This window comes from Ruegeria sp. C2, from assembly GCF_056537765.1.
The window spans coordinates 77,678-102,595 of record NZ_JBQFRZ010000003.1 but is presented as its reverse complement, the minus strand read 5'-3'; the positions used below and the strand labels follow the sequence as shown (position 1 = coordinate 102,595).

Annotated in this window: 16 protein-coding genes; 6 read left to right on the top strand and 10 right to left on the bottom strand. The window is 55.8% G+C overall.

Annotation, left to right across the window (positions count from 1 at the left end; all coding sequences use genetic code 11):
• Positions 1–292: 292 nt before the first annotated feature.
• A complete protein-coding gene (locus tag ACR0IV_RS12740; protein ID WP_480658903.1) occupies positions 293–2,620 on the top strand; it encodes a fatty acid cis/trans isomerase in 2,328 nt (775 codons plus the stop codon).
• 139 nt (positions 2,621–2,759) lie between these two features.
• On the top strand, positions 2,760–4,496 hold the full coding sequence (locus ACR0IV_RS12735; protein WP_480658905.1) for an adenylate/guanylate cyclase domain-containing protein: 1,737 nt from the start codon (positions 2,760–2,762) through the stop codon (positions 4,494–4,496).
• A gap of 9 nt (positions 4,497–4,505) precedes the next feature.
• Here the strand turns inward: ACR0IV_RS12735 and ACR0IV_RS12730 are convergent, their stop codons facing one another.
• From ACR0IV_RS12730 to ACR0IV_RS12720, 3 genes are read right to left on the bottom strand one after another with little or no spacing between them, the layout of a single operon-like run.
• The gene (locus ACR0IV_RS12730) at positions 4,506–6,149 is read right to left on the bottom strand and encodes an FAD-binding oxidoreductase (RefSeq protein WP_480658907.1); all 1,644 of its coding nucleotides are present in this window, start codon (positions 6,147–6,149) and stop codon (positions 4,506–4,508) included.
• 54 nt (positions 6,150–6,203) lie between these two features.
• The gene (locus ACR0IV_RS12725; protein WP_480658909.1) at positions 6,204–6,827 is read right to left on the bottom strand and encodes a glutathione S-transferase family protein; all 624 of its coding nucleotides are present in this window, start codon (positions 6,825–6,827) and stop codon (positions 6,204–6,206) included.
• 18 nt (positions 6,828–6,845) lie between these two features.
• The gene (locus ACR0IV_RS12720; protein WP_480658910.1) at positions 6,846–7,322 is read right to left on the bottom strand and encodes a nuclear transport factor 2 family protein; all 477 of its coding nucleotides are present in this window, start codon (positions 7,320–7,322) and stop codon (positions 6,846–6,848) included.
• 105 nt (positions 7,323–7,427) lie between these two features.
• Between ACR0IV_RS12720 and ACR0IV_RS12715 the strand changes: the two genes are divergently transcribed.
• Positions 7,428–8,324: a LysR family transcriptional regulator gene (locus ACR0IV_RS12715; protein WP_480658911.1), complete on the top strand. Its 897-nt coding sequence runs from the start codon at positions 7,428–7,430 to the stop codon at positions 8,322–8,324.
• A gap of 20 nt (positions 8,325–8,344) precedes the next feature.
• On the opposite strand, the gene ACR0IV_RS12710 is transcribed toward ACR0IV_RS12715, so the two are convergent.
• Entirely contained in the window at positions 8,345–10,402 is a 2,058-nt protein-coding gene (locus ACR0IV_RS12710) for an adenylate/guanylate cyclase domain-containing protein (RefSeq protein WP_480658913.1), read from the bottom strand.
• 874 nt (positions 10,403–11,276) lie between these two features.
• Between ACR0IV_RS12710 and ACR0IV_RS12705 the strand changes: the two genes are divergently transcribed.
• A complete protein-coding gene (locus ACR0IV_RS12705) occupies positions 11,277–14,405 on the top strand; it encodes a M10 family metallopeptidase C-terminal domain-containing protein (protein WP_480658915.1) in 3,129 nt (1,042 codons plus the stop codon).
• Between the two features lie 78 nt (positions 14,406–14,483).
• Here the strand turns inward: ACR0IV_RS12705 and ACR0IV_RS12700 are convergent, their stop codons facing one another.
• The 3 genes from ACR0IV_RS12700 to ACR0IV_RS12690 are packed head-to-tail and all read right to left on the bottom strand — an operon-like array spanning position 14,484 to position 18,005.
• The gene (locus ACR0IV_RS12700) at positions 14,484–16,664 is read right to left on the bottom strand and encodes a xanthine dehydrogenase family protein molybdopterin-binding subunit (protein WP_480658917.1); all 2,181 of its coding nucleotides are present in this window, start codon (positions 16,662–16,664) and stop codon (positions 14,484–14,486) included.
• Positions 16,665–16,668: 4 nt separating this feature from the next.
• Complete coding sequence (locus tag ACR0IV_RS12695; RefSeq protein ID WP_480658918.1) at positions 16,669–17,133, bottom strand: (2Fe-2S)-binding protein; 465 nt, start codon at positions 17,131–17,133, stop codon at positions 16,669–16,671.
• Positions 17,134–17,162: 29 nt separating this feature from the next.
• Complete coding sequence (locus ACR0IV_RS12690) at positions 17,163–18,005, bottom strand: SDR family NAD(P)-dependent oxidoreductase (RefSeq protein ID WP_480658920.1); 843 nt, start codon at positions 18,003–18,005, stop codon at positions 17,163–17,165.
• Positions 18,006–18,165: 160 nt separating this feature from the next.
• Between ACR0IV_RS12690 and ACR0IV_RS12685 the strand changes: the two genes are divergently transcribed.
• Both ACR0IV_RS12685 and ACR0IV_RS12680 read left to right on the top strand, forming a co-directional pair.
• Positions 18,166–19,053 (top strand): AraC family transcriptional regulator, encoded by an 888-nt coding sequence (locus ACR0IV_RS12685; RefSeq protein ID WP_480658921.1) that lies wholly within the window; start codon positions 18,166–18,168, stop codon positions 19,051–19,053.
• A 227-nt stretch (positions 19,054–19,280) separates the two neighbouring features.
• Complete coding sequence (locus ACR0IV_RS12680; protein ID WP_480658922.1) at positions 19,281–20,591, top strand: UDP-glucose dehydrogenase family protein; 1,311 nt, start codon at positions 19,281–19,283, stop codon at positions 20,589–20,591.
• A gap of 24 nt (positions 20,592–20,615) precedes the next feature.
• On the opposite strand, the gene ACR0IV_RS12675 is transcribed toward ACR0IV_RS12680, so the two are convergent.
• From ACR0IV_RS12675 to ACR0IV_RS12665, 3 genes are all read right to left on the bottom strand, one after another.
• Positions 20,616–21,803 (bottom strand): glycosyltransferase, encoded by a 1,188-nt coding sequence (locus ACR0IV_RS12675; protein WP_480658924.1) that lies wholly within the window; start codon positions 21,801–21,803, stop codon positions 20,616–20,618.
• Positions 21,804–21,946: 143 nt separating this feature from the next.
• Positions 21,947–23,146, bottom strand: a complete 1,200-nt coding sequence (rffA, locus tag ACR0IV_RS12670; RefSeq protein ID WP_480658925.1) for a dTDP-4-amino-4,6-dideoxygalactose transaminase — start codon at positions 23,144–23,146, stop codon at positions 21,947–21,949.
• A gap of 341 nt (positions 23,147–23,487) precedes the next feature.
• Positions 23,488–24,843, bottom strand: a complete 1,356-nt coding sequence (locus ACR0IV_RS12665) for a hypothetical protein (RefSeq protein WP_480692717.1) — start codon at positions 24,841–24,843, stop codon at positions 23,488–23,490.
• Between the last annotated feature and the right edge of the window lie 75 nt (positions 24,844–24,918).

Here is a 24,918-nt window from a genome sequence, read left to right as displayed (position 1 = left end):
AATCATAAGATGCGGGTCGATAGCAGTGTCGAGCAGCCCGGGATTCACCACCCGCGACAAGCACTTAATCTTGTCCCAAGATTTCATGGACCTCCCATCCGACCAGGCAGTCTTCTTTCACTAAGTTACGCCCATGATCCGCCTTTGCCAGACGATCTGAATTTTAGCTCTTTGCATGCGTGGTGCGCGGTGTCGAAAGCAAAAAGCTTGTGATCTACAGACTCGACAGGCGCGCAGTCTACACGCCATCTTACGGAGGTATTGAGAACCAATTCTATGGGATAACGCACTGATGTCTAAAGCGCTGCGGAGATGGACGATTCTGATGGGGTTGGTCGCCATTTTTTCGTTGTGGTCTCATCCCGGGTCAGAAGCCCGCGCCCAAACACAGGCCACCAACGATTGGACCGATGTACGCACTGTTCTAGATCGACGCTGTGTGGTTTGTCACAGCTGCTATGACGCGCCTTGTCAGCTGAAACTAACCTCGGATGAAGGTCTGTTGCGTGGCGGCAGCAAACAGGCGGTTTATCACACCGAACGCCTCTCGGATGCGCAGCCCACGCGGCTGGGGATAGATGCGCAGTCCGCTTCGGAATGGCGCGGGCTCGGGTTTCACCCGGTCACGCCCGGATTGCTTGAACGGTATCTCGATCTCGGGCGCAACAGCAGCCTGTCGCCAAACGAACCGGTCCCGGATGCGCTCGGCCTCGCGTTGGACCGGCCCCTTGTTTGTCCGACACCAGACGAGTTCGATGATTTCCGCAAGGCCCACCCGCTGGCTGGAATGCCGTATGCAACCGCCCCGTTGAGTGACCAAGACTACGCCCTGCTGACATCATGGATACGCGTCGGCGCACCAGCGACCGCGATCCCCGAGAACATCCCCCACGACATCCAAGGGCAAGTCACCGAATGGGAGGGCTTTCTGAACGCTCCCGATCTGCGCAGTCAATTGATGAGCCGGTATATATACGAGCACCTCTTTTTGGCTCGACTGCACTTTGAAGGGGACAGCGCAAGCAGGTTTTTCCAGCTCGTACGCTCGCGCACGCCCACAGGTGACGAGATTGACGTGATCGCGACCCGCCGCCCGTTCGATGATCCTGGTACTGCGACCTTCTATTACCGGCTTCAGCCCACTACGGAAACGATCGTGCACAAAGAGCACCTGGTCTATCCCCTGAGCCCGGCGCGCATGACGCGATACCAAAGCTTGTTCCTTCAGCCCGACTGGGCTCCCTCGAGCCTGCCCGGATACGGCGAAAGCGAGGGCGGGAATCCATTCACCACATTTGCCGATATTCCACCGCGCAGTCGCTATCAGTTCCTGCTCGACGACGCGCTGTTTTTTGTACGCAGCTTCATTCGCGGCCCGGTCTGTCACGGCGAAACGGCGGTCGATGTCATTGAAGATCGTTTCTGGGTCAGCTTTCTGGACCCTGATGCAGACCTGTCTGTTACGGACCCAAGCTATCTTGCGGATGGTGCCGGATATCTCGAATTGCCTGTCTCAACCAGTGAAGGTGGAACACTGGATCAGTTGCAGGGGTTCTCGCACAAAAATCAGGTGCAATACCTCAAGTTCCGCGACGCACGCTATGGGAAAAGTGAGGCGCACAGAACCGGCTTGGGTTATGATGCGATCTGGGACGGCGGCGGCACCAATCCGAACGCCCTGATCACCGTATTCCGCCATTTCGACAACGCCTCGGCAATGACCGGACTTCATGGCTCAATCCCCGAGACTGCGTGGGTGATCGACTATCCGATTTTTGAGCGTATCTACTACAATCTGGTGGCTGGCTACGATGTCTTCGGCCGTGTCGAGCATCAGTTGACAACGCGGCTTTATATGGATGAACTGCGTATGGAGAGCGAAGACACTTTCCTAACCTTCCTGCCAAGAGCTGTACGGCCCCGGATACACCGAAGCTGGTATAAGGGCGCGCTCAGTGAGATTCATACCTATTGGCACCGCCGCCATGTCGACGGCAGTTTTCCGACGGGGATCACCTTTGACACGGAAAGCCCAAAGCAAGAATTTCTTCTGGCGTTGCTTGATCGTGGTGCCGGGCTTTGGCCCCTGACCGACCCGATCAATAGATGCGATAGCCCTAACTGCGCGCCTTCGAATAGCGCCTCGGATCTGGAACGCCAGCTGCGTCCGCTTGCCGATCAGTCGGGGAACTGGGTGCAATTCCTGCCCGATCTTTCGATTTTGTTAGTCGAAGATGGCGCGGACACACCACAGGTTTTCTCGCTGATCCACGACAAAGCGCATGACAACGTGGCGTTTCTGTTTAACGAGGCACACCGGCGCGATCCGCAATCCGATCGGCTGACAATCCTGCCGGGATTAATCGGCAGCTATCCGAACTTCTTTTTCAACGTCGAACTGGCTCAGATCGACAGTTTTGTCGACACCCTGCTGGCTGTGAAATCCGACGCCGATTGGATGCAACTGATTGAAACCTTCGGCATACGCCGAACGAGCCCCGATTTCTGGGCGCTGAGCGATCAGGTACAAGATGCTATGGTTCGGCAGGATGCGGTTCAGGCGGGAATACTGGATCTCAATCGCTATAAGGACCCCCAGCCGGGCGACGATCCAACCTGATCTCAGATCGACGCAACACACGCACACACTACACCCGAACGTGAACCAAGAGGAGCGCTCGACCAGAATACATCTGTCGCCATACGTGTTTACTTCAGCGGCGATCGAAAACCGCTGAATCAGAGGACGGGCGCGGCAGATGGCGATCAATCGCAGGGATATCAAAGCCAACGGTCGGGGGAGCGTGGCGCAGCAGGTACGGCTTTGGTCCGGTCTGATTTTGCTGGTCTATGCAACCGGCCATTTCATCAATCACGGGCTTGGGCTGGTCTCATTGCGCTGGATGGACAGCATGCTGTCCGTCATGTCCGCGATCTGGAGCTCGTTCCCCGGAACAATCCTGCTCTATGGGGCGTTCGCGGTTCATATCTTACTGGGCGCGTGGAGTATTTTGAGCATCCGCAGTCTGAAAATGCCGTTCTGGCGCTGGTTCCAGATCGCGCTGGGGCTGGCCATCCCCTACTGGCTGGTCAGCCACATCATCGTCACGCGCGGCTCTGAACTGGTGACAGGTGTCCCGGTGACCTATCTGCAAGAGCTGTCGCTGCTCTGGCCTGTCTCCGCCATCAAACAGAACACACTTTTGCTGCTGGTCTGGGTTCATGGCCTTATCGGTATTCATTTCTGGTTGCGACCGAAACCTTGGTACAAGGACGGGCTGTTAATCCTTCTGCCCATTGCCATCGCCGTACCTATCGTCGCCGTGGCCGGATGGATGACCGCCGCCAAACGCGAGGCATTGCGGCTGAGCCTGACACCTGAAGGACCCGAAGCAGTCGATTTGGCCGCGCGGGTGGCTACAGTGCGTGACGCGGTGTCAGAGTATCAGGCCATCGCGCAGGGTTGGGTTGCCATTATCCTCAGCTGCTTGCTGATGTTCTTTGTGATCCTGTACATCGTACAAAGCACCCGCCGTCAGGTGCAGGTCACCTATGGAAACGGACTGACCGTGAATACGGCCCCCGGCAAAACCCTGCTGGATGTTAGTCGGGACAATCGCATCACCCATATGTCGGTCTGCGGCGGACGTGCGCGCTGCTCGACCTGCAGGGTCGTTGTGATGTCCGATCAGGGCGGGCTCAGCCCCGTAGGTCCAGCCGAGCGCAAGCTGCTGGACAAGATCAATGCCGAACCGAACATGCGGCTGGCCTGTCAGGCCCGCGTGCTTGGCGATGTCAGTATCCGTCCGATCATTCAACCTCGACGCGCCGTGTCGACCCCGCTGCAATCGGACCCCTTCGGCTGGGGCATCGAGCGTGAAATCTGCGTACTGCAGCTCAAGATCAAAGACTTCCGCTCATTTGTGGACAAGACCCTGCCCTATGACGTCGTTTTCGTGCTCAACCAATTGCTTGATCTGATGGTTGAGCAGATCGAGGCCCAGAACGGGCATATCGACAAGTTCACCAATGATGGGCTGACGGCAGTTTTCGGGCTTGAGTCCCATAAAGCCGAAGCTGCACGATCCGCGCTTTACGCTGCCGCGCGATGTCAGGAATTGGTTGAGGGCACCGACGGCAGACTCCCCAGAAACCTCTCTGCACCGCTGAAGATCGGCATCGGCATCCATTCCGGGCGCGCCGTGATTGGGCGCGTGGGCAAAAGCTCGGACCAGATTGCACCCAGCCCGGTCACCGCGATTGGGACCGTTTCACTGGTCGCCGACGCGTTCGAGACCATTACCCGCACCTCGGAAGCCGTTATCGTATACTCGAAATACGTGCACGAGCTGTGCGGCCTGGGCATCCCCAACATGCTGGGCCAGACCGGGGGGATCACGATCAAGGGTCTGGCAGGGAAAGTCGATGCCGTTATCGTGAAGAACAGCGGCCCGCTGCGCAAGAAACTGGAGCTGACCCAACGCCAAAGGACGTAGCCGACAGGGTTACGTGCTTTGCCCAGTTGGCCCGAATACTTCGAACTGGATGTTCTGCGCTGGAATGCCCAGCGCTTCCAACCCGGTCTTGATCTCCGACAGGAACGGCCCCGGTCCGCACAGCAGATAGAGCGCATCCGGCCCGGCGTTCAGATCTACAAGCGCTTGCGGCGTGATACGTCCATGAACCTGATAGTCACTACCGGGCATGTCGGTCGCATCTGGCTGACTATAGAAGATCAGCGCCTGCGCATTCGGCAATTGAGCAACCAGCTGCCCGGTCTCTTTTTGCAGCGCGTGTTCAGAACCATTTCTGGCACCGTGCACAAACCACAACGGTCGATCATGCCCGTCGGCAAAAGCTCCGTGTAGCATCGCCATCATTGGCGTCATCCCAACCCCGGCACTGACCAAAACCAATGGCTGATCACCTGAGGGAGCGATGAAATCACCAGAAGGTTCGGACGCGATGATCTCGGCCCCTTCGGCCAAATCATCGTGAAAGAAACGCGAGACCAAGCCCTTGGGCTCTCGTTTGATCGTCAGTCGATAACCGTCCGCGGCACACGGATCGCCAGATAGTGAATAGCTGCGCTTCACCGCCTCAGGCTGGCCGGAGATTTCGACGGATATGGGCAGATGCTGTCCAGCGACGAACGGCCAGACCGGTTTACCGTCAGACGGGCTCAGGTGAAAAGAAGTGATGCCCTGAGCCTCGGGAACACGTCGTGTGACCGTAAACCGGCGGGTCTGATCTTGCCTCGACCAACGCAGAGCCAATGCATTCGGGCGCTCGATGACGGCCTTGACTGTGACGTCGATCATCCGCCAAGCGTCATCATCATTGGCGTCGGTCGGATGCCAATCGATACTTGCCCGACCTGTAATATGCAGCAAGCTGCCGGTCTCGAAATCAACAAAGACCAACCCGATCCGCGGATCGGCGATTAGATTGCCAATCGTATTGAAGAAATTGTTCCCCGCGTAATCCGGTATCCGCAGGCGCTGTGGGTCTTTGACCTGAACAAACCCTGGCGCACCACCACGGTGCGATGCATCAAAGCCACGCGAAGGCTTGTCCACCCCTTGCTGATGTCCGGACCCGATAAACATCGTTTCGGACCTGGCAATCAGGGCGATCTGATACGGGGTCAATATTTCTGAATGCCGGGCTTCGCCCGGTTGGTTTTCGACGCGCCGCCAGACGCGCTCGTGGATATATTGCGGGCAATTGCCGAAGGTCTGCCGGATATCGATAGCATAGCCACCATCGGATCGGCGCAGGTGACCGCTGAGCCGATTGCGCCGACGGTTGGAGAGTTCGATCCCGATAAGTCCCACATCCGTTCCTGCCGCAAAGGCACTGAACAGAGGATCTTGCGCTTGGGCTATGGTGCCCAAGGTCAGGCCTTGTGAGTCTGGCGAGCGGATGAAACCCTCGGGCCCATCAATCAGGGTAATCCATGTCGAGCCGGTCAAATCCTGGCCGGACAAGACCAGAAACGGCAGCGAGGCGTAGAATTCCCGATGTTGTTCGGGCATGTAATCCCGGATGAACCCACCAGCCCATTTCGAGATATCGCCAACGCCTGCACGCTCTTGCGCGGCGCGTTCTCCTGCATGAAAGGGAGTGTCTGCGGTTTTCTGGTCCATATCATCGGCCCTCCGGGAATAAGAGGCCAGTGCCTTGGCACCGGCCTCAGCGCGTCAAGCAAGTTCAGGGATGGGCGAGGTCGCCATGCCGACGAAACCGGGCTGCGATTCAATCCGGGCCAGCCAACTGCGGATGTTAGGATAAGGCGCCAGATCCACACCGCCTTCGGGGGCATGCGCGATATAGCTGTAGCCCGCTACATCCGCGATGGTGATCGTATCGGCAGCCAGCCAGTCACGGCCAGCCAAATGTGCCTCCATCACCTTGAACAAGGCATGGGCCTTGGCCACCGCCGCGTCGTGATCCAGCGGCGCCCCGAACACCTTGACAAGACGTGCGGCGCAAGGGCCGGAATAGACATTGTCCGCTGCAACGGTCAGCCAACGCTGAACCTCGGCCGCGGTTTTTGCATCCGCCGGCATCCAATGCGAGTCCGCCGCATATGCTTGAACCAGATATACAAGGATCGCGTTGGAATCCGCCAGGGTATAGCCGCCATCGTCAATCGCAGGCACCAGGCCAAACGGGCTGATCTTCAGATAGTCCGGCGCTTTATGCGCACCATTGGCCATGTCGAGATCAATGGTTTCATAAGGCAGGCCCAACAGCGCCAGCATCAGTTCAACCCGGTGGCAATGGCCTGATTTGGGATTACGGTAGAGTTTGATAGGTGTCATCGTAGTATCCTGTTCTGGTTAAAGTCCAAGGTCGCTGAGACCCGGGTGATCGTCGGGCCGACGACCCAGAGGCCAGCGGAATTTGCGGTCTTCTTCGGCTATGGGAAGCTCGTTGATCGATGCATGGCGATGAGCCATGTAACCATTGGCGTCGAACTCCCAATTCTCGTTCCCATAGGCACGGAACCAATTGCCGCTGTCATCATGGTATTCATAGGCATAGCGCACCGCGATCCTGTTACCCGAATAAGCCCACAGCTCTTTGATCAGGCGGTAATCCAGTTCCTTGTTCCACTTGCGGGTCAGAAACTCCTGAACCTGTTCGCGCCCCTTCGGGAACTCTGCGCGGTTGCGCCAAACGGTGTCCGGCGTATAGGCCAGCGCAACCTTGGCCGGGTCACGACCATTCCAGCCATCCTCGGCCAAGCGAACCTTCTGCTTGGCGGTTTCCTCGGTAAAGGGCGGGACGGGTTGGCGTGGGGGTTCTGTACTCATGATCCAATCCATTTTGGTGTGAACAGGTTGCCAAACAGCTAGTTTACGTCGCCAATCAAAGGAATATACTGCTTTGGAAAGTCATTGTTTTGGATTTTGATGGTAATGGATCGTCTTCAAACCCTAGAGATGTTCATCGCTGTTGCCGATGCTGAAAGCTTTGCAGGCGGCGCGCGCAAATTGGGCCTCAGTGCGCCCTCGGCCACCCGCGGGGTCAATGCGCTTGAAGAACGGCTGGGCGCACGTCTGTTCACCCGCACAACCCGCCGGGTGCGCCTGACTGAGGTCGGGCAAGCCTATTTGGAAGACGCAAGGCACATTCTGGCGCAGTTGCAGGCCGCCGACGACGCCGCCCGAGGTGCCGCTTCAAACCCGGTGGGCCAACTGCGCATCACCTGCCCGAATGAATTCGGGCGCATTCATGTAGCACCCATTCTGACAGATTTTCTTGATCAGCATCCAGGTATGACCGCTGATGTCCTGATGCTTGATCGCGTGGTGGATCTGGTCGAAGAAGGCATCGATCTGGCTGTACGGATTGGTGAGCTGCCGTCCTCTGGATTAACCGCCGTCCGGGTCGGTCATGTGCGCCGGGTCATTTGCGGTGCACCTTCCTATTTCCAGGTGCACGGCTCCCCGAAAACCCCATCCGATCTGCAATCACACCAGATCGTGTCTGCTGCCGGCGTTAGCCCGGTGACCGATTGGCGGTTCGGCGCTGATCTGCAAGAGGCAGTGCGCATCAAACCCCGGCTCATGGTGAGCAGTGTCGCAGCAGCGATTTCGGTGGCGCGTCAGGGATGGGGCCTCTGTCGGGTGTTATCCTACCAGATCGGACCGGACCTTGAGGCCGGCACATTGCAATCGGTGCTGGATGCCTACGAACCGTCCCCACTGCCCGTCCATCTGGTCCATGTCGAGGGGCGACGAGCCCCCGCAAAGACCCGCACCTTCATAGATTTTGCCAAGAACAGGCTCAGATCCGTACCGGTACTAAGATAATCCTGCCGACACCGTTTGCTTCAGTTCTTTTCCGTGTTGGTAACAGGACGCCAGTCCTGTGCGGGGGGGGAATCCAACAAGGCCTTGGCACGCGCGCCCATCGCGACCGAGGCCGGGTCTCCGTTTCGCGCCCGGTCGGCGGTTTCAAATGCTTCAACGGCCTGCTCAAACCGCCGTGCCCGGTAATCTTCCAGTCCCTGCTCATACGCTTCGATCCACGCCAATGATCCGTCAAAATCATCGGACATTGCGATCAGCTCATAAACCACAAGTTCTTCACTGCGCCCAAACACCGTCAGCGTATCCAGCTCGCGCACGATGATTGTATCGCCAGCCTCGCGCCGGGTCTCGGGGCCAATCAGGATCATGGTGCCGTATTCCTTGTTCGCTCCCTCCAAACGACTGGCGACATTCACCACATCGCCAATCGCGGTGTAGTTCAGCCGCTGCTCGGACCCGATGTTTCCGACCAGCGCCTCACCGCTATTCAATCCAATCCGAACCCGCAGAGGGTTACCCGCCTCATCCTTGATGCCCGCCGCCTCGACTTTGGCGACAAGATCCAGCGCCGCGCAGCAGGCATTTTCGGCATGGCAGGCATCCTTGCGGGGTGCGCCCCAGAACGCCATCACGGCATCACCCATGAACTTGTCAATGGTGCCATCATGGCGCGCAATCGCTGCCGAGGCTGCGCTGAAAAAGGGCTCCATCAACTCAACGATCTGAGGGCCGAGTTTCTCGGACAGGCCGGTAAATCCGGTAACGTCACAGAACAGAACCGAGATGGGTTTGATGTCACCCCCGGGCTCGGTCTTGATACCTTCAGCAACCAGCATCCGAACCAGATCAGTGGGCACATATTTTCTGAAAGCCGACAGACCCGCCGCCATGCTGGCCGTGGCTGCGGACAGGTTTGCCAACTCGGACAGTCTGGAGGGTCTGCGCGAGATACGTTCGACATCAAACCGCTCGATCTTACTCAAGTCCTCGGCAATACGTGCTAATGGGTTTGCGACAACCCTTCGGACCAGCCAGATTGCCAGCCCGGTTGCAACAACCACAACGCCGATCAGGATATAGATCAGGTTGATCAGGGTTTTATCGATTCCCGACAGGAAGGCCGCTTCCGGAATAACGGTTGCCACGCGCCAGCCATAGAACCCCAGCGGCGTCAGAGCCACCGCGTAGGGCACGCCATCGATCACGACCCGCGTTGTCTGGCTGCCCGGTGTGTTTTCATCCGGGTCGCCCAGCAGTTTCTCGCCCGAGATCATGGCGACTTCGTACAATTCCCCTTCGCCCATACGCGCCGGGGTTGTCTCATCCGCTTCTGCGTCGGGAATGGCAATCACCTTGCCATCGGCATCGAGGATGAAGGCCGCCCCAAACTCCCCGGGATGGAGCGTCGCCAGAAAGCGCGACAGCCGGTCTGTCTCGATCGCGACGGCCAGAACACCCTGCCGCCTCCGGTTGACGTCGATCGGGCCCGCAAAGGCATAAACGGTCTTTTCACTGCCCGGCAGGTCACGCGCTTCGATCCAGCCTTGCGATTGCAGACCTATGAAGTTTCCGAACCAGGCATGATTGCGCGGGTCATAAGTTGTCTCGGCAAAGCTCCGCTCTTCGAACTGGATGTCGCCGGGAATGAATATATAGCGATCCTTTCGCAACATCCGGTCCCGGATGTTCTTGTCGATCTCGATCATCTCAAGCCCGCCGTCGCCAAGACGGTGCGATGCGAAGAAATTCCCGTCAGGCCACCCGAAGAAGATCCACGATATGTTGGGCTGCGCCTGCAATTGCGACAGAAAGACGAACTCGCGCTTGTCCGCCTGCCGAGTCTCGATGACGTTTTGAACGAAGATCGTCCGTACGGCAGCCCAGGCGGCCTCGGCCGATTGGAGGGTCACACCGACCTCGATGCGGACCGTATTCGCGATTTGGCTGTTGATCTCCGCTGCGAGCATACGGCTGTTATCACGCGCCGTCGTCCACCAAAGGGAGTGGACGAGGAACGTCGATACCCCGATGGACACGGCAACCAGCATTGAAACAGCAACGCCAACGCTAATCCGCATGAAAGCTCCGCAAATGACGACAGGTAGTGCAGTATTGGAGTGAGACGGTCAACAGCGCAAAGGTTACTTTGCTGCAACGCCAAAATCTCACGCAAGTGTTAGGCACGTGTTAACAAATTCTCTGCCACCGATCCGCTGTCTGGGTCATGAACCCCACCTATAGAAAACGTTTAGTCGTTGAGCAAATCACCTTAAATCTTCAAAGACACATAATTTACATGACAAGCAGACATCTGTGTCATCTTTTTGCAGATCCGCTATCTAAACGGTAATTTTCGACCCCAGATCAAGGCATTGATTAAAACTAAATGCGCTGTCGGAATCAATGAAAACCTACAGAGCATTGCACCCTCGACGTATAGGTAGGATCTAATCACATCTTTCTGGAAAGCCCCGGACGCCTCTTTCCAGCAAACAAAACGGATTATATTATCCCGACTGAAACTACAAAATAACGAGGCCCGACGTGGGGTCGGAAGAAAACGTGGGCGAACTGCATTTTAGTTCGAGCAATAAATTAAACTCTGAGCTCTAAAAGATCAGCGCCTATGATCATGCTTCTTATTCGAAAGCTCCAGGTCTTCATGCTTTGACATTAGATCATTATCGCCACGCAAAACGCCGCCTGATCAAGCTGTGACAAATAGTCCACCGACTTTCACTTACAAATGGTTCGAAACCGGATTGTTGCCACAATTTCGCCTCTATCCATCTGGATGATTATCGCAGCGCGCTCAAACCGCCGCAACTCAGTTAAAGCCATTGTCTTCCATATTTGAATGCGGAACCAATATGTTGAGCCCCTGAAGGAACTCGGACCAAGAGGCCTTAAACTGAAGCAAACAGAACAAATTAGCCTAGGTCATAGTATCAGATGACAGTTTATACGAATGAGCAGATCGCCAACTATCTTGTGGAAGGCGAAGATGGAAAACCGCGCAAATGGGAAACCGACGGCACAATAACGGTAAATTACTCTGCCGTTGAATCCGGCGTGCGTGCTTTGGTCCAATCAGCCCTGGATACATGGTCTGATGTAAGCGGCCTGCAGTTTGTCTGGGAAGGCAACGCCTCGAATGCAAATATCCAGTTTGATGACAATCGAAGCGGGGCCTACGCCTCCTACAGCTTCTACAATTTCCCCAGTCAATTTGTAATGGCCGACGCAGATGTGAACATCAGCACCGCATGGATTGATGCCTACGGTACCGACACCGCATCGTACTCATTCCAGACCTATCTTCACGAGATCGGACATGCACTTGGGTTGGGGCATGCAGGAGATTACGACGGCAACGCGACTTACGGGGTAGATAACCACTACGACAACGATAGTTGGCAAGCGACTGTAATGTCGTATTTCACCCAGAGCGAAAATACTTCGGTCAATGCCTCGTTCGCCTTTGTGATCACACCCATGATTGCAGACGTGCTTGCCATGTGGGAGCTTTACGGAAAGCCCAATAATCTCAGAACGACAGACACCGTCTACGGCGTCGGATCAACGGCAGGTGGCGTATACGATGAGATCGCCAGCATCGGCAGCGAGGTGACATTCAATATTGTTGATGATGGTGGGTGGGACATCATCGACTTTTCAAACGACACGCGAGATCAAACGGTTCGACTGCGCCCCGAGCATTATTCGGACGTCTATGGGCTAGTCGGTAACATGACTATCATGCGTGACACCATCATCGAACAATATAACGCCGGGCAAGGCAACGACATCATTGTTGGAAACGAGGCCGAGAACCTTTTGAACGGCAATGGCGGGAACGACGTTATCTATTCGGTCTCCAACGGCTCGAACAACAACACGATCAACGGCGGCAACGGCCATGATACCATTCATCTGGCAAATGGGTCCGGGTCCGACACAGTCAATGGAAACAGCGGAAACGATACCGCGGTGGTCCGAGGCAATAACGGATCCTTTTCCGGCGGATCAGGTACAGATACCGTCAGATTCATGAGTGGGCTGAACAACTATCTCTATGAGATAACGGATGGAGTAAGAGAGTTCTTCAACGTTATCACCCGCTACACGTTTTCCGTGATGAGTGATGTCGAACGTTTCCAATTCAGCGGCGGTGCACGACAGTTCAGCGCTTCGGAACTGAGTGGTGCGACACAAATCATAAGCATCGAGACGACGGGCACGGCGCTGCAGCACGCAGCGCAAGGGATTTATCTTTTGGGCGGGGTTTCCTCCGACATCGCTGTGACATCCAACGGGGAAGTTATCGGTGCTACCTCTCTTTCGGGTTGGAATGCGATTCAGACTGAAGCTGATAGCAGTGGCTATCGTCTTCTCTGGCAAAACCAAGACGGACGCTACTCTGAGTGGTTTCTCAATGGTCAGGGCCAAAAAACCGGTGGTGCGCTGATCACCAATGTTATCGATGTCGAGCAGTTCTACGGAACGGATATCAACAATGATGGAACAATCGGTCATGGGACTGCTACGATTGAAAATGATGGTACAACAAGCCTGATATCTACGACCCAAGGCAGATATCTGATCAATGGTAGCATCGAAATTACCAACCGGGGCGACACGATAGGGCCAAATTCTGTATCGGGATGGAACATAATCCACGCCGAGGCAGATGGCGACGGCTACCGCGTACTCTGGCAACATCAAAGCGGGCGTTACTCAGAATGGGCCCTCGACAGCCAAGGTGCAAAGATCGGCGGAGCGTCCGTCAACTATGTCGAGGATGTCGAAGCATTCTATGGTGCCGATATCAACAATGACGACACAATCGGGCACACTACAACCACAATCGAAGATGATGGCTCGACAACGCTGACGTCGTCATCAAGCGGCATCTATCTGATCGATAGCAGCATAAGAATCTCTGTGCGCGGAGATGTTATAGGCGCCAATTCCCTGCCCGGATGGCGCGCTATCCAAGTTGAAGAAGATGGTGACGGTTATCGTGCTCTCTGGCAACATCAGGATGGGCGTTTCGCCGAGTGGATGCTTGGCGCGCAGGGCGAAAAAACCGGTGGTACACTCGTCAATCATATCGCTGATATCGAAGCTTTCTATGGTGCCGATATTAACAATGACGGGACAATCGGGCACACCACGACCACTATTGAGGATGACGGGACAAATACGCTAGCGTCATCAACTCGCGGAGTCTATCTGATCGACGGAAGTACTGAGATCACCGTTCGCGGCAGCGCTATGGGACCGAATTCGCTCGCCGGCTGGAGCCTCATTCAGGCCGAAGCTGATGGAGGTGGTTATAGGGTTCTGTGGCAGGATCAGAACGGGCGCTATGCTGAGTGGATGCTCAATTCACAAGGCGAAAAAACTGGCGGCGCGCTTATTCCCGATGTCGCCGATGTTGAAGCATTCTATGATGCAGATATCAATAGAGATGCCATCATTGGCCACGGAAGCAGCATGATCGAAGACAATGGCTCGACCACACTTGCCGCGTCATCGCGTGGCGTTTACCTGATTAACGATAGCGTTGAAGTTACCGTCAGGGGCGATGCCATGGGCCCCGAATCCCTTGTAGGCTGGAGCCTCATTCAAGCCGAAGCTGATGAAGGTGGCTATCGTGTTCTTTGGGAAAACTCTGACGGGCGCTATGCTGAGTGGATGCTCAATTCACAAGGTGAAAAAGTCGGTGGTGCGTTGATTACTGATGTCGGAGACATCGAAGGGTTTTATGGTGCCGACATTGATGGAAACGACCAAATCGGCCATATCTCCGGGAATGAGCCGATCTCTTCCGCCTCCAATCAAAGCCAGAGAACTAACTCCGAGCTAAGCGCTGTGTTAGGATTCTATACAGACGATTTCGACTTCATTTCCCAGAATGCTGAAATTGACGAGTTAGAAGTCCCTGAGTTCGACGTGCCTATTAACACAATGAACGAACATATGAATCAGCAGAACTGTATGTCCGACGAAATGAATCAGCCTGAAGTCGGTATTTGCATTGCCCCCATGCTGGAAGAAGATCTCTTTATGCTCTGACATCCGGTTACGAGATAAGAACTCGCTTAAAAAAAATGCTGTATCGCAGGCAGATCCCTGCGATACAGCTGTCTTTGATTAAACGAACGCGACCCCATTTTCGTTCATCGGTAGCTCTGCGACCCGCAGATCCAGTTCAGCGATAGCATTTGCTAGGGCCGGAGCAGCAGGGGGCGTTCCGGGTTCTCCGACACCCGTCGGGGCCTCGGCTGACGGGACGATATGGGTCTCGATCGACTGGATATCCGAGATCCTCAAGGGCTCGTAGTCCGGGAAGTTGGACTGCTCGACTGCGCCACCATCCAGAGTGATTTGATCCCGCATCGCGTGACCGATGCCGTAGCCGATACCGCCTTCGATCTGGGCCCTGACCACATCCGGATTGACCGCGATACCACAATCAACCGCAGCAGTGATCTTTTCAATGCGAATACCGTCTTCAAGGTTGCCAGAGATCTCGACCACCTCGGCCACGTAAGACCCGAACGATTTGTGCACAGCAACACCCTGAACATTGCCCGGTGCCGGGTTGCCCCAATTGCCTTTCTCGGCCGCCAGTTTCAGAACACCCGCTTTGCGCACCTGGTCCTTGTCATCACCGTTCAGATAGGCCAGTCGGAATGCGACCGGGTCTTGCCCAACGGCCTTGGCTGCCATGTCCATCATGACCTCCATGACATAGCCAGTGTGAGTATGCCCGACCGAGCGCCACCACAGAACCGAGGTTGCTTTTTCCGTATCGGACAGACCCACCGCCATACCGGGGATGGCATACGGGCTGTCCGCAAGACCCTCGATGCTTGAGTGGTCAATTCCGTCATGCACCAAAGCGGCCTCAAACGGAGTACCCTTCACAACGGGCTGACCGGCAACCTGATGCAACCAACCTACTATGGCGCCGGTTTCGTCCAGACCCACTCGCACTTTATGCCCAAAGGCCGGTCGGTAGTAGCCGCCCCGGATATCGTCTTCGCGGTCCCAGACCAATTTGACCGGGCGTGACCGGTCGGTCAGCACAAAGGCCAGCGCGGCCTCGACCTGATAGTCCGCATCCGGCGTCGCACGACGCCCGAAAGAGCCTCCGGCGAGCATGGTATTGATGTGAATTTTTTCTGCGGGCAGCTCGAAAATCTGCTGATAGGCCATGTGCGGCCCTGTCGGCATCTGCGCACCATCATGCAACACGATGTCACCGTCTGCGGTCTGCTCAATCGTGCAATTCAAAGGTTCCATCGGGGCATGCGCGAGCAGCGGGAAGTAGAAGGTCTTCTCCACTACAGTGGTGGCCCCATCCACAGCAGCTGCGACCGCAGCCTGATCGGCCTTGTTGACATTGTAGGTCGGAGCGGCATCCAGCGCGGCCATGATCTCATCGCGGATTTCCTGCGACGAGCGGTTTTCGGCAGCGGATAGATCCCAATCGACCTCTAGCGCTTCACGTGCCTGCATGGCAGCCCACGTGTTTTCTGCATAGACAGCGACGCCATGCTTTGTGGGCAGGGTCTGGGCCATGATAAAGCCTTTGACCTCTTTGGCCGCATTGTCATCAAAACCGGCGACAATGCCCCCGCGTTGAGGTGTGCGCTTGACCATCACAACCATCTGGTTGTCCAAATGCACGTCCATCGCGAATTTCGCGGTGCCGTTGACCTTGATCGGACTGTCCTTTCGGCGGGTCTCAGCATTGCCGATGATCTTCCATTCGGACGGATCACGCAAACGCGGCGTCTCGGACGGTGCGATAGCAGCAGCGGCAGCAACGAATTCACCCAAAGGCGCGGATTTGCCTGCCCCGGTGATCAAACCCTCCTGAATATCCAAGGACGATGGCTCGACACCCCAGGTCTCGGCTGCGGCTTTGATCAGCATCTCACGCGCATTCGCACCGGCAGTGCGGTATTGCACCCAGGAGTTCGCGATCGCAGTGGATCCGCCCGTGCCTTGGAACGGACCAAACAGAGTGTTGTTGTAGACGGTCGGATCAGACGGAGCGAACTCATAGTCGATCTGATCCATGGTGACGCCCAGTTCCTCGGCAATCAACGAGGTCAGGCCGGTGGCGGGCCCCTGCCCTTTTTCAAAATGCTTCACGATCGCAATGACATTGCCATTGCTATCGATCTTGACGAAGGGATTCAGCATCGCGTCGGCCTGACCGGATGCTGCCATGGCACCATCTGCGTTTGCACCAACATACAGAACTGCACCGGCTGCAGCGGCTGTTTTAAGGAATCCGCGGCGGGAAAGTTCAGCTGTCATGGACTCAGGCCTCCAGAATCTCGGATGCGCGCAGAACACCGGCGCGGATGCGTTGATAGGTGGCGCAGCGGCAGGCGTTGCCGTGCATGTAATCATCGACCTCTTCAGCCGTGGGCTTGGCATTCTCGCGCAGCAGGCCCACTGCATTCATGATCTGTCCGGACTGACAATAACCGCACTGGACCACGTCCAGCTCAAGCCACGCCTGCTGCACGGCAGCACCGATCTTGTCCTGCTCCATCACCTCGATGGTGGTGATTTCTGCGTCTTCGACATCTTCGATATAGGTCTGACAAGACCGGACCGGTTCGCCATTCATATGCACGGTGCACGCTCCGCAGGATGCGACACCGCAGCCGAATTTGGTACCGGTCAGCTTCAACTCGTCCCGGATCACCCACAGGAGCGGGGTGCCCGGTTCGGCCTCGACGCTATGCGTTTGACCATTCAATTTCAGTTCGATTGCCATGGCTTCAAGGTCTCCCTTTTGGCGAGTGGTTAGTTTGATTGTTCGTATTCTGAGAAGGCATCCGCATAATCCGGGTGCCAGCGTGACAAGGCAGGACGGTTCTCAAGGATATCGCCCAAAGCCCAGGACACCCGGCGCTTGTCCCGCTCGGACGAGACGTCATTGTCCGGGCACAGGATGTAGAAATCGCCTTCGGACACCCGCGCGATAAGATGATCTATGGTTTGCTCCGAGGTCCAGGCTGCGGCAGGCTTCTCGGGGATATGCCGCGCAATCATGCCGGTATAAGTGAAACCCGGCACAAAGAGATGAGTCGAGATGGGCGCGTTAGCCTCGCGCAGATCATGCGCCAGCATCTCGGTCAAAACCTTAACCCCGGCCTTTGAAACATTATAGGCCGGGTTGCCGGGCGGTGTGGTGATGCCCTGTTTTGATCCGGTGTTGATCACAACGGCCGGGCGTCCGGCTTCGATCATACGCGGCAGAAAAGCCTGAACCCCGTTGATGACGCCAAACAGATTAACCTCGATCAGCTTGCGCCAGGCATCAGGGTGATCCCAACTGCCGCTGGGTCGAGCGATACCAGCGTTGTTCATCAACACAGCCACCTCGCCGACTGCATAAGCAGCGTCGGCCAGATTTTGCACGGCATCCACATCACTGACATCCGTTGGAACCGCTTGCACCTGCGCGCCACCTGTCGCGATAGCTTCGAGCTGAGATGTTGCCTGCTCCAACGCCTCTCCGGGCAGATCCGCAAGCAAGACGCTGAGACCCGATTGCGCAAAACGTTCAGCCGCTGCAAAACCAACGCCGCTGGCAGCACCGGTCACAACGGCAAGGCCACCTTTCTCAATCGCCTGATTGTACATGCCACCCTCCTGCTTTTGGCTTTGCATAAGGGTAGTGTGCTGAGAGGCGATTGCGCTGCCTTATCCTCCGAATGATCTGCCTATTCCTCCGACAAGCGGCGGAAGATTGTTTTCAGACCGTGTGAAACCTCTATATTTCCAAAGGACAGGAGGGTTCTCGATGGTATCAAAAAGTCTGGTGGCAGACGTTTTCGAACAGGTGCGTTCGAAAGGCGCAATGGGCGTCGGGTGCAAGACAGGCGTTGAAGGGTTGTTTGCGTTCTGCAATCACGAAACTACCGAATGCGCCGCCGGATTCTACGAACCGATCATGTGCCTGGTCCTGCAAGGTGCTAAAGAGGCATATATTGGCGGACGTGTGATCCGTTACAGTGCAGGCGATACGCTGATCGTCAGCCATGCGGTACCCGTCGAAGCCGCCGTCATCAAGGCCAGCGCCGATGAACCCTATGCCGCGCTGGCTTTGAAGCTGGATCTCGCCCTCGTCCGTAGCCTGGTGGATGAGATCGGAGACTTCGAAGATGGAGACGTTCAGACGCTGAATGTCGCCGCCTCGGATCAGGCGTTGATTGATGCAGTCGCACGCCTTTACCGCCTTTCACACGACCCGGTCGAAGCCCACGCGCTTGCACCGTTGGTTCTCAAGGAGATACATTTCCGCTTGCTGCGCGCCCGCCACGGAGGGATGCTGCGCCAGCTGTTGCGGCATGAAAGCCCTGCCAGCCGCATCTCAAAGACGATCGCTCTGATCCGGCGCAACTACAAAACCAGCATCCCGGTCGCTGATCTGGCGCTTGAATCCGGGATGAGCTTGTCTGCCTTTCATGAACATTTCAAAACCGTAACCTCGACGACGCCGTTGCAATATCAAAAGGACCTGCGCCTGCTTGAGGCGCGGCGGTTGCTTCAATCGGGAAACACTTCGGTCGCTTCAGCGGCGTATGAAGTAGGATACGAAAGCCCGACGCAGTTCAGCCGCGAGTATTCGCGCAAGTTCGGGCTGTCACCGAGTGATCAGAAATCCAATCCAGCCCTATTGGCTGGTTAGGGTCTTACGCTCGTCCACCTCATACGCCGGTAAAACCATCAGCCATCCTTCGCCATTTTTAGCGACAGTTGGCGCAATCGTTGATGGCCAAGGCAATATCACCTTGAATACCGCCCCGCTAAGCGCTTATTCGGTCTCAACGAAAGAACGGTTTTGAATATCCGTCGGGTTCGCGAACACGATAGGATGTGCCGGGCGGCAGCTCGTCAAGGAAAGGGATTTGAAGAATGCGTATTGCAATGATTGGCACCGGCTATGTCGGTCTGGTTTCGGGTGTGTGCTTTTCCGATTTCGGCCATGATGTGATCTGTGTCGACAAATCCGAACGCAAGATCGAGATGCTGCAGTCCGGAGAGGTGCCGATCTACGAGCCCGGTCTTGATGTGTTGATGGCCAAGAACGTGGCTGCCGGACGTTTGAGTTTCACCACAGATCTAATCAGCGCTGTCGATGGTGCCGATGCGGTTTTCATCGCCGTGGGCACTCCGACACGGCGAGGTGATGGGCACGCGGACCTGACCTATGTCATGGCTGCGGCGGAAGAAATCGCGCAAGCCATCACCGACTACACTGTCGTCGTCACCAAATCGACCGTCCCGGTCGGCACTAACCGCAAGGTGCATTCGGTGGTTTCCGCGGCCAATCCAAAAGCCGAGTTCGACGTCGCCTCGAACCCCGAATTCCTGCGTGAAGGCGCTGCGATTGATGATTTCATGCGTCCGGACCGGGTGGTTGTCGGCGTCGAAAGCGAACGCGCCGCCGAGGTGATGGCTGAGATCTATCGCCCTCTCTACCTGCGTGACTTCCCGATCCTGACGACCGATCTGGAAAGTGCCGAGATGATCAAATACGCAGCCAACGCCTTTCTTGCGACCAAGATCACCTTCATCAATGAGATCGCGGGCCTCTGCGAACGCGCCGGAGGCGACGTCAAAGAGGTCGCACGCGGGATTGGTCTGGATGGGCGCATCGGTAACAAGTTTCTGCACGCCGGTCCGGGCTATGGCGGATCGTGCTTCCCGAAAGACACCGCAGCTTTGGCTCGGATTGGTCAGGATCACGCTTATCCGATGCAGATTACCGAAACTGTCATGCGTGTGAACGATGAAGTGAAAAAGCGGATGGTCGACAAAATCCGTGACGTTTGCGACGACAGCTTCAACGGGAAGACCGTTGCAGTTCTCGGCGTTACTTTCAAACCCAATACTGATGACATGCGCGATGCACCTTCGCTGACCATCGTTCCTGCTTTGATCGGCGGAGGTGCGCGTGTACGCGTGGTCGACCCTCAGGGCCGGTCAGAGGGGGAAGCACTGCTGCCCGGCGTAAGTTGGATGGACGATCCATATGAAGCCGCTAAAGATGCAGATGCGGTAGTTCTACTGACCGAATGGAACGAATTCCGCGCCCTCAACCTGAGCGAATTGGCCGAGACGATGAAATCCGCTCGAATGGTCGATCTGCGCAACATCTACTCGTCAGCGATGGTACTGAATGCAGGCTTTGACAGTTATGTGGGTGTGGGCTCCGGCGACTGATTAAGGTAGGCACTGCCTCTGCGGTCACGGAAGGCGACTAACCTCGCGCAGATGTTCGACGCGCCGCAGGAAGGTCTTTTCAAACGAATGCTCGGCTGCAAAGCGTGCCGCATTGCAGGCTTTGCTCAGAATGTCTTCGCGATTTTCGTGCAGACCGGCAACGACCTCAGCCATCTTGTCTGACTTGCCCACCGGCACAGACCAGCCGCCGTCAGAGCGCGTCAGCACCCCCGCAAACGCCTCGTTATCGTATCCGACGATGGGAATCCCGCAAGACATCACCTCTGGGTAAGTGCTTGAAGGATCGCCCTGAACATGGGTGCACAAAAACAGATCCACGTTTTCACGCAGGAACGGAATCCAACCGTGACGGAAATCCATCGGCGGTAACAGAGACAATTTGTCCTGTAGCCCCAACCGCTGGATGTCACGGGCGATTTCTGCCTCCTGCGGTCCGCTGCCGACGATACTCATCTCAAAAGGCACGTTCTGTCGACGCAGCTCAGCGGCAACTTCGGGCAACCCAGCAGCGCCTTTCATTGGGATCAGCCGCCCGCCAAACGCCAGTCGAAGTGGGCGGCCTGAAAGTAGTGCAGCTGAACGCTCCGTCACCTCGTCAACCGAAATCACATCCTTGGACAGAACGCGATTATCAAAGAACAAAACCGCCGATGGGACGTGTTGCGCATAAAGGTCATAAGTCGGCGCCCCGCTGCATTGCAAACCGGCCAATCGACGTAGCAGCTGCTGTCGGCGACGTTCTTCACCGCGGAGCCACAATAAACGTCGGGCATGGCGAAACGGTGCACCGGTCAATTCCGCCGCAGCGATTTGCCGCTCCGTTTTAGGCGAATATTCCGTGGTGCAAACAAAAGGCACACCCACCGCCGAACAAGCATCCGCAATCGTGCCATGCCAACTGGACAAAAAACCCAACGCCACAGCTGCCGTCTTCAGACGTGTTTCCAATGCTGCTTTCTCTTGCGGGCGAACCTCAAGGGTAAAGCCCATTTTTTCGGGCCGCACCACAATGCGGTCCATATCATCTGTAGGCATCTCATCAAGATCAACCAGCACACAAACCGGGCCCGACCAGTGATCGGCAAAGCGCTGCGTACCCTCCAGATACTTCTGCGTCATGATCAGCCCACCATCCGGCGCGCGCTGCGCTTTCAAGCTGGGGAATAACAAAAGTTCATTCGCTGCTGTCATAATTCGCGACCCAAGACACCTGCTACCCGAGTTCAGCATATCTGAACCAATCGCGATGCGAGACTACATAAATTTGTGAAAACAATAGGCTCTGTAAGGGAGCCAAACGCAAGATGAAATACGCGGTCTAGTGAACTCGAGCTTCAACCCAGATTTTCAGGCAAACAGTGAATAGTCTGGGCGCAAAGTCGAGCGGTTGCGCCTTTTGTCAGATATTGGCGCGCCACATCGATCACTCGGTCAACTTCGGCGTTCATTCCGAAATATAGCGGCAGGCGAACCAATCTTGACGATGCAGAATCGGTTACTGCCAAGCTACCTGAAGCACGCCCGTGAAGCCGTCCTGCAGGGGCAGAATGAAGCGGAACGTAATGAAACGGCGTTTCTATTCCGTGTTCGCGCATGTGAGCGATGAAAGCTTTCTGATCCTGAGCGTCTCGTAACAGCAAAAAGAACAGATGCCCATTGCCACGACAGTGTTCGGGAATGAATGGTAATTCAATCCGTCCGGTGCGCTCGAGATCGGCGAACCCGGCGCGATAACGGTCGCAAGTAGCAAGTCGATCTGCGCTCACCCGTTCAACCTGCTCAAGCTGCGCGAACAGCATGGCGGCAACAAGCTCGGAGGGTGTGTATGACGATCCGATATCGACCCAAGTATATTTGTCGACAGCGCCTTCGAGGAACCGGGCGCGATTTGTACCTTTGTCGCGAATGATATCAGCCCGCTCGACAAGATCGGGTCGATTGACGGTCAATGCACCGCCTTCTCCCGAGGTGATATTCTTTGTTTCGTGAAAACTGAAAGTTGCCAAGTCAGCCAGGCTGCCACAAGGACGACCATAGTAAGACGAACCCAGCGCTTGCGCCGCATCTTCGACCAGAATTAACCCGTGGCTGCGCGCAATCTCGGCCAGCGACACCATATCTGCTGGCACACCGGCGTAATGCACGGCGAAAATTGCTTTGGTGCGTTTGGTGACAGCAGCAGCAACGGCACTGGGATCAAGATTGAGCGTCCGAGGGTCGACATCAACGAACACCGGAACTGCCCCACGCAACACCACTGCATTGGCCGTGGATACAAAGGTGAACGATGGCATAATGACCTCGTCCCCGGGCACGAGATCGCACAGAATTGCAGCCATCTCCAGCGCGCCGGTACAGGAGTGAACCAAGAATGCCTCTAGAGAGCCGGTCAGTTCACGCAGACGCGCTTCGCATGCAACCGTGAATTGATCACCACCCGCAAGATGCCCATTTGCCAGAACCGTTTGAAGATAGTCAAACTCTTTACCTGTCAAAGCAGGTACATTGAACTTCAGCGTTCGGTCATCCGCCAATTTTTGATCAACTTGAGTACTGGCGTCTTTTGGCATCCGAACGACTGGTTATCCTAATCTACAGTACACTTAGGCTCATCAAAGCTAGCCTCAGAGAAACATAGAGTTTTTGGCGCACACGCCAAAATCAACATTACGTTGGTAACACGGGAAACCAACAGCGTGGCCAAAAAACTTCACAAAATCGACACAACGTGTGATTGTTCACATTCAGAGTCCACGATTAAAATACAATCCAACACCTCTGCACCCACTGTTCACGATACAGAATTGATAAATTAGTCGTTTACAACTGAGCCTAGTGTATCGATTCCATCACTCTCGATCTATCGACGGAGAGATCATGGACGCCAGACAAAGCTCTTTCCGATACCGAAGAAAACCAGCGGGCTGGTTGCGCGATCAAGGCCGTCTTCATCGCGTACGCGATAGTCGATACCCGTATTCAGGCTCCAATCCTGACCAATATCATGACTGTAAACCGCACTGATCGCCGAAAACTCTACCCCAGTCGATGAATCCGTCGCTTCCGAAACAGCATAGAGGGCACGCAGTGAAAACTGCGATAATGGCGTCAGGCCCCAGATATAGCCGACATCGATCACCGTCGCAGCGAAGTATTCATCTTCGTCATCAGACAAGATTTCCCGACTCAAGCGGACACGTAGAGTGTTTGGGCCATACTCTCTGTCAAAGGCAAGCGAACCAATTGCATCAATCGTACCATCAGGGCGCCGCGCCGCACCCAGAGTCGCAGCAAAGTCCCCGTCCGGTACCGCAAAGCTGCGACCCAGAAGGAAGCGATCGAGACGACCGGAAATTGTTCGGCTGGTATCAAGAAGCGCAGATGCAGAGCCGTTGGCAACATCATGTACCAATCCAACGCTACCGATTAGGCCGGATTCGCTGGAGTCACCCGAAATCACCTGTCGTTCGTCAATATTCGCGTACCCGATCGAGGCCTCAAGTCGGGTAAGAGCTGAAAATTCATGAAGCAAACCCAAAGACACTGCATCGGTATCGCGCTCGGTCTCTTCATCGTCGTCTTCTTCAAACCGTTCGATCGCATAGTCGACACTGACCGATGTGACCGGTGATAACGCGAAGGACAACCCGACATCACCGCCGATCCGGTCGTTATCTGAAAGCCCCGTATCTGTGGTATCCGTGTATCGCAGGCCCGAACCGACCAAACCGAAGCTGTACCCTATCAGATTCTGCCGCCCGCCATCGAACGAAAGACCATAGGAATATTCACTGCGCGTCCCTTCACCCGTCAGGTCTGAGAAATCTCCGGGCAATACAATAAAACCATCCTCATCCTCGAAATCGGACAATGACCGCAGCAATCCGATGTCAAACCGCAAGTAGTCGGCTTCCAATTCCAAGCCAGCATTTGCAGCCTCGCGAGTATATCCAAACCCCAGACGCGCATCACCTATATCGAAACTGTCTTCCCTGTCCGGCAGATCCTGCAACCGCAGGCCGGTGACGGCATCCAGCTCAATCGTTTGAGAGCGCGTTTCACTGGAGAGACCAAAGGACAGTATCGTTGACGCAATGAAGCCGTTTCCCGGATCGGGTACATCAAGCGCGAGGTTTCGGCCGTATTCAAAGCGTTCGGCGATGCCGAAACGCAGCTCCAGGCCGCCTGGCTCAACCGGAATTTCCTGACCTTGCACTCCGCTCGCGGTCAAGGACGCTGCAATTATGACAACCGCACCTGACCGGTGGAACCTTTCGTCTTTAGTCACTGCCCCAACTTTCGCGTA

What these genes read in the sequence shown, in the direction of transcription:
- ACR0IV_RS12740 (WP_480658903.1), top strand. Translation starts at nt 293, where the DNA reads ATGTCTAAAGCGCTGCGGAGATGGACGATTCTGATGGGGTTGGTCGCC.
- ACR0IV_RS12705 (WP_480658915.1), top strand. Translation starts at nt 11,277, where the DNA reads ATGACAGTTTATACGAATGAGCAGATCGCCAACTATCTTGTGGAAGGC.
- ACR0IV_RS12720 (WP_480658910.1), bottom strand. Translation starts at nt 7,322, where the DNA reads ATGAGTACAGAACCCCCACGCCAACCCGTCCCGCCCTTTACCGAGGAA.
- ACR0IV_RS12730 (WP_480658907.1), bottom strand. Translation starts at nt 6,149, where the DNA reads ATGGACCAGAAAACCGCAGACACTCCCTTTCATGCAGGAGAACGCGCC.
- ACR0IV_RS12680 (WP_480658922.1), top strand. Translation starts at nt 19,281, where the DNA reads ATGCGTATTGCAATGATTGGCACCGGCTATGTCGGTCTGGTTTCGGGT.
- ACR0IV_RS12700 (WP_480658917.1), bottom strand. Translation starts at nt 16,664, where the DNA reads ATGACAGCTGAACTTTCCCGCCGCGGATTCCTTAAAACAGCCGCTGCA.
- ACR0IV_RS12685 (WP_480658921.1), top strand. Translation starts at nt 18,166, where the DNA reads ATGGTATCAAAAAGTCTGGTGGCAGACGTTTTCGAACAGGTGCGTTCG.
- ACR0IV_RS12695 (WP_480658918.1), bottom strand. Translation starts at nt 17,133, where the DNA reads ATGGCAATCGAACTGAAATTGAATGGTCAAACGCATAGCGTCGAGGCC.
- ACR0IV_RS12710 (WP_480658913.1), bottom strand. Translation starts at nt 10,402, where the DNA reads ATGCGGATTAGCGTTGGCGTTGCTGTTTCAATGCTGGTTGCCGTGTCC.
- ACR0IV_RS12690 (WP_480658920.1), bottom strand. Translation starts at nt 18,005, where the DNA reads ATGTACAATCAGGCGATTGAGAAAGGTGGCCTTGCCGTTGTGACCGGT.
- ACR0IV_RS12715 (WP_480658911.1), top strand. Translation starts at nt 7,428, where the DNA reads ATGGATCGTCTTCAAACCCTAGAGATGTTCATCGCTGTTGCCGATGCT.
- ACR0IV_RS12675 (WP_480658924.1), bottom strand. Translation starts at nt 21,803, where the DNA reads ATGACAGCAGCGAATGAACTTTTGTTATTCCCCAGCTTGAAAGCGCAG.
- ACR0IV_RS12725 (WP_480658909.1), bottom strand. Translation starts at nt 6,827, where the DNA reads ATGACACCTATCAAACTCTACCGTAATCCCAAATCAGGCCATTGCCAC.
- ACR0IV_RS12735 (WP_480658905.1), top strand. Translation starts at nt 2,760, where the DNA reads ATGGCGATCAATCGCAGGGATATCAAAGCCAACGGTCGGGGGAGCGTG.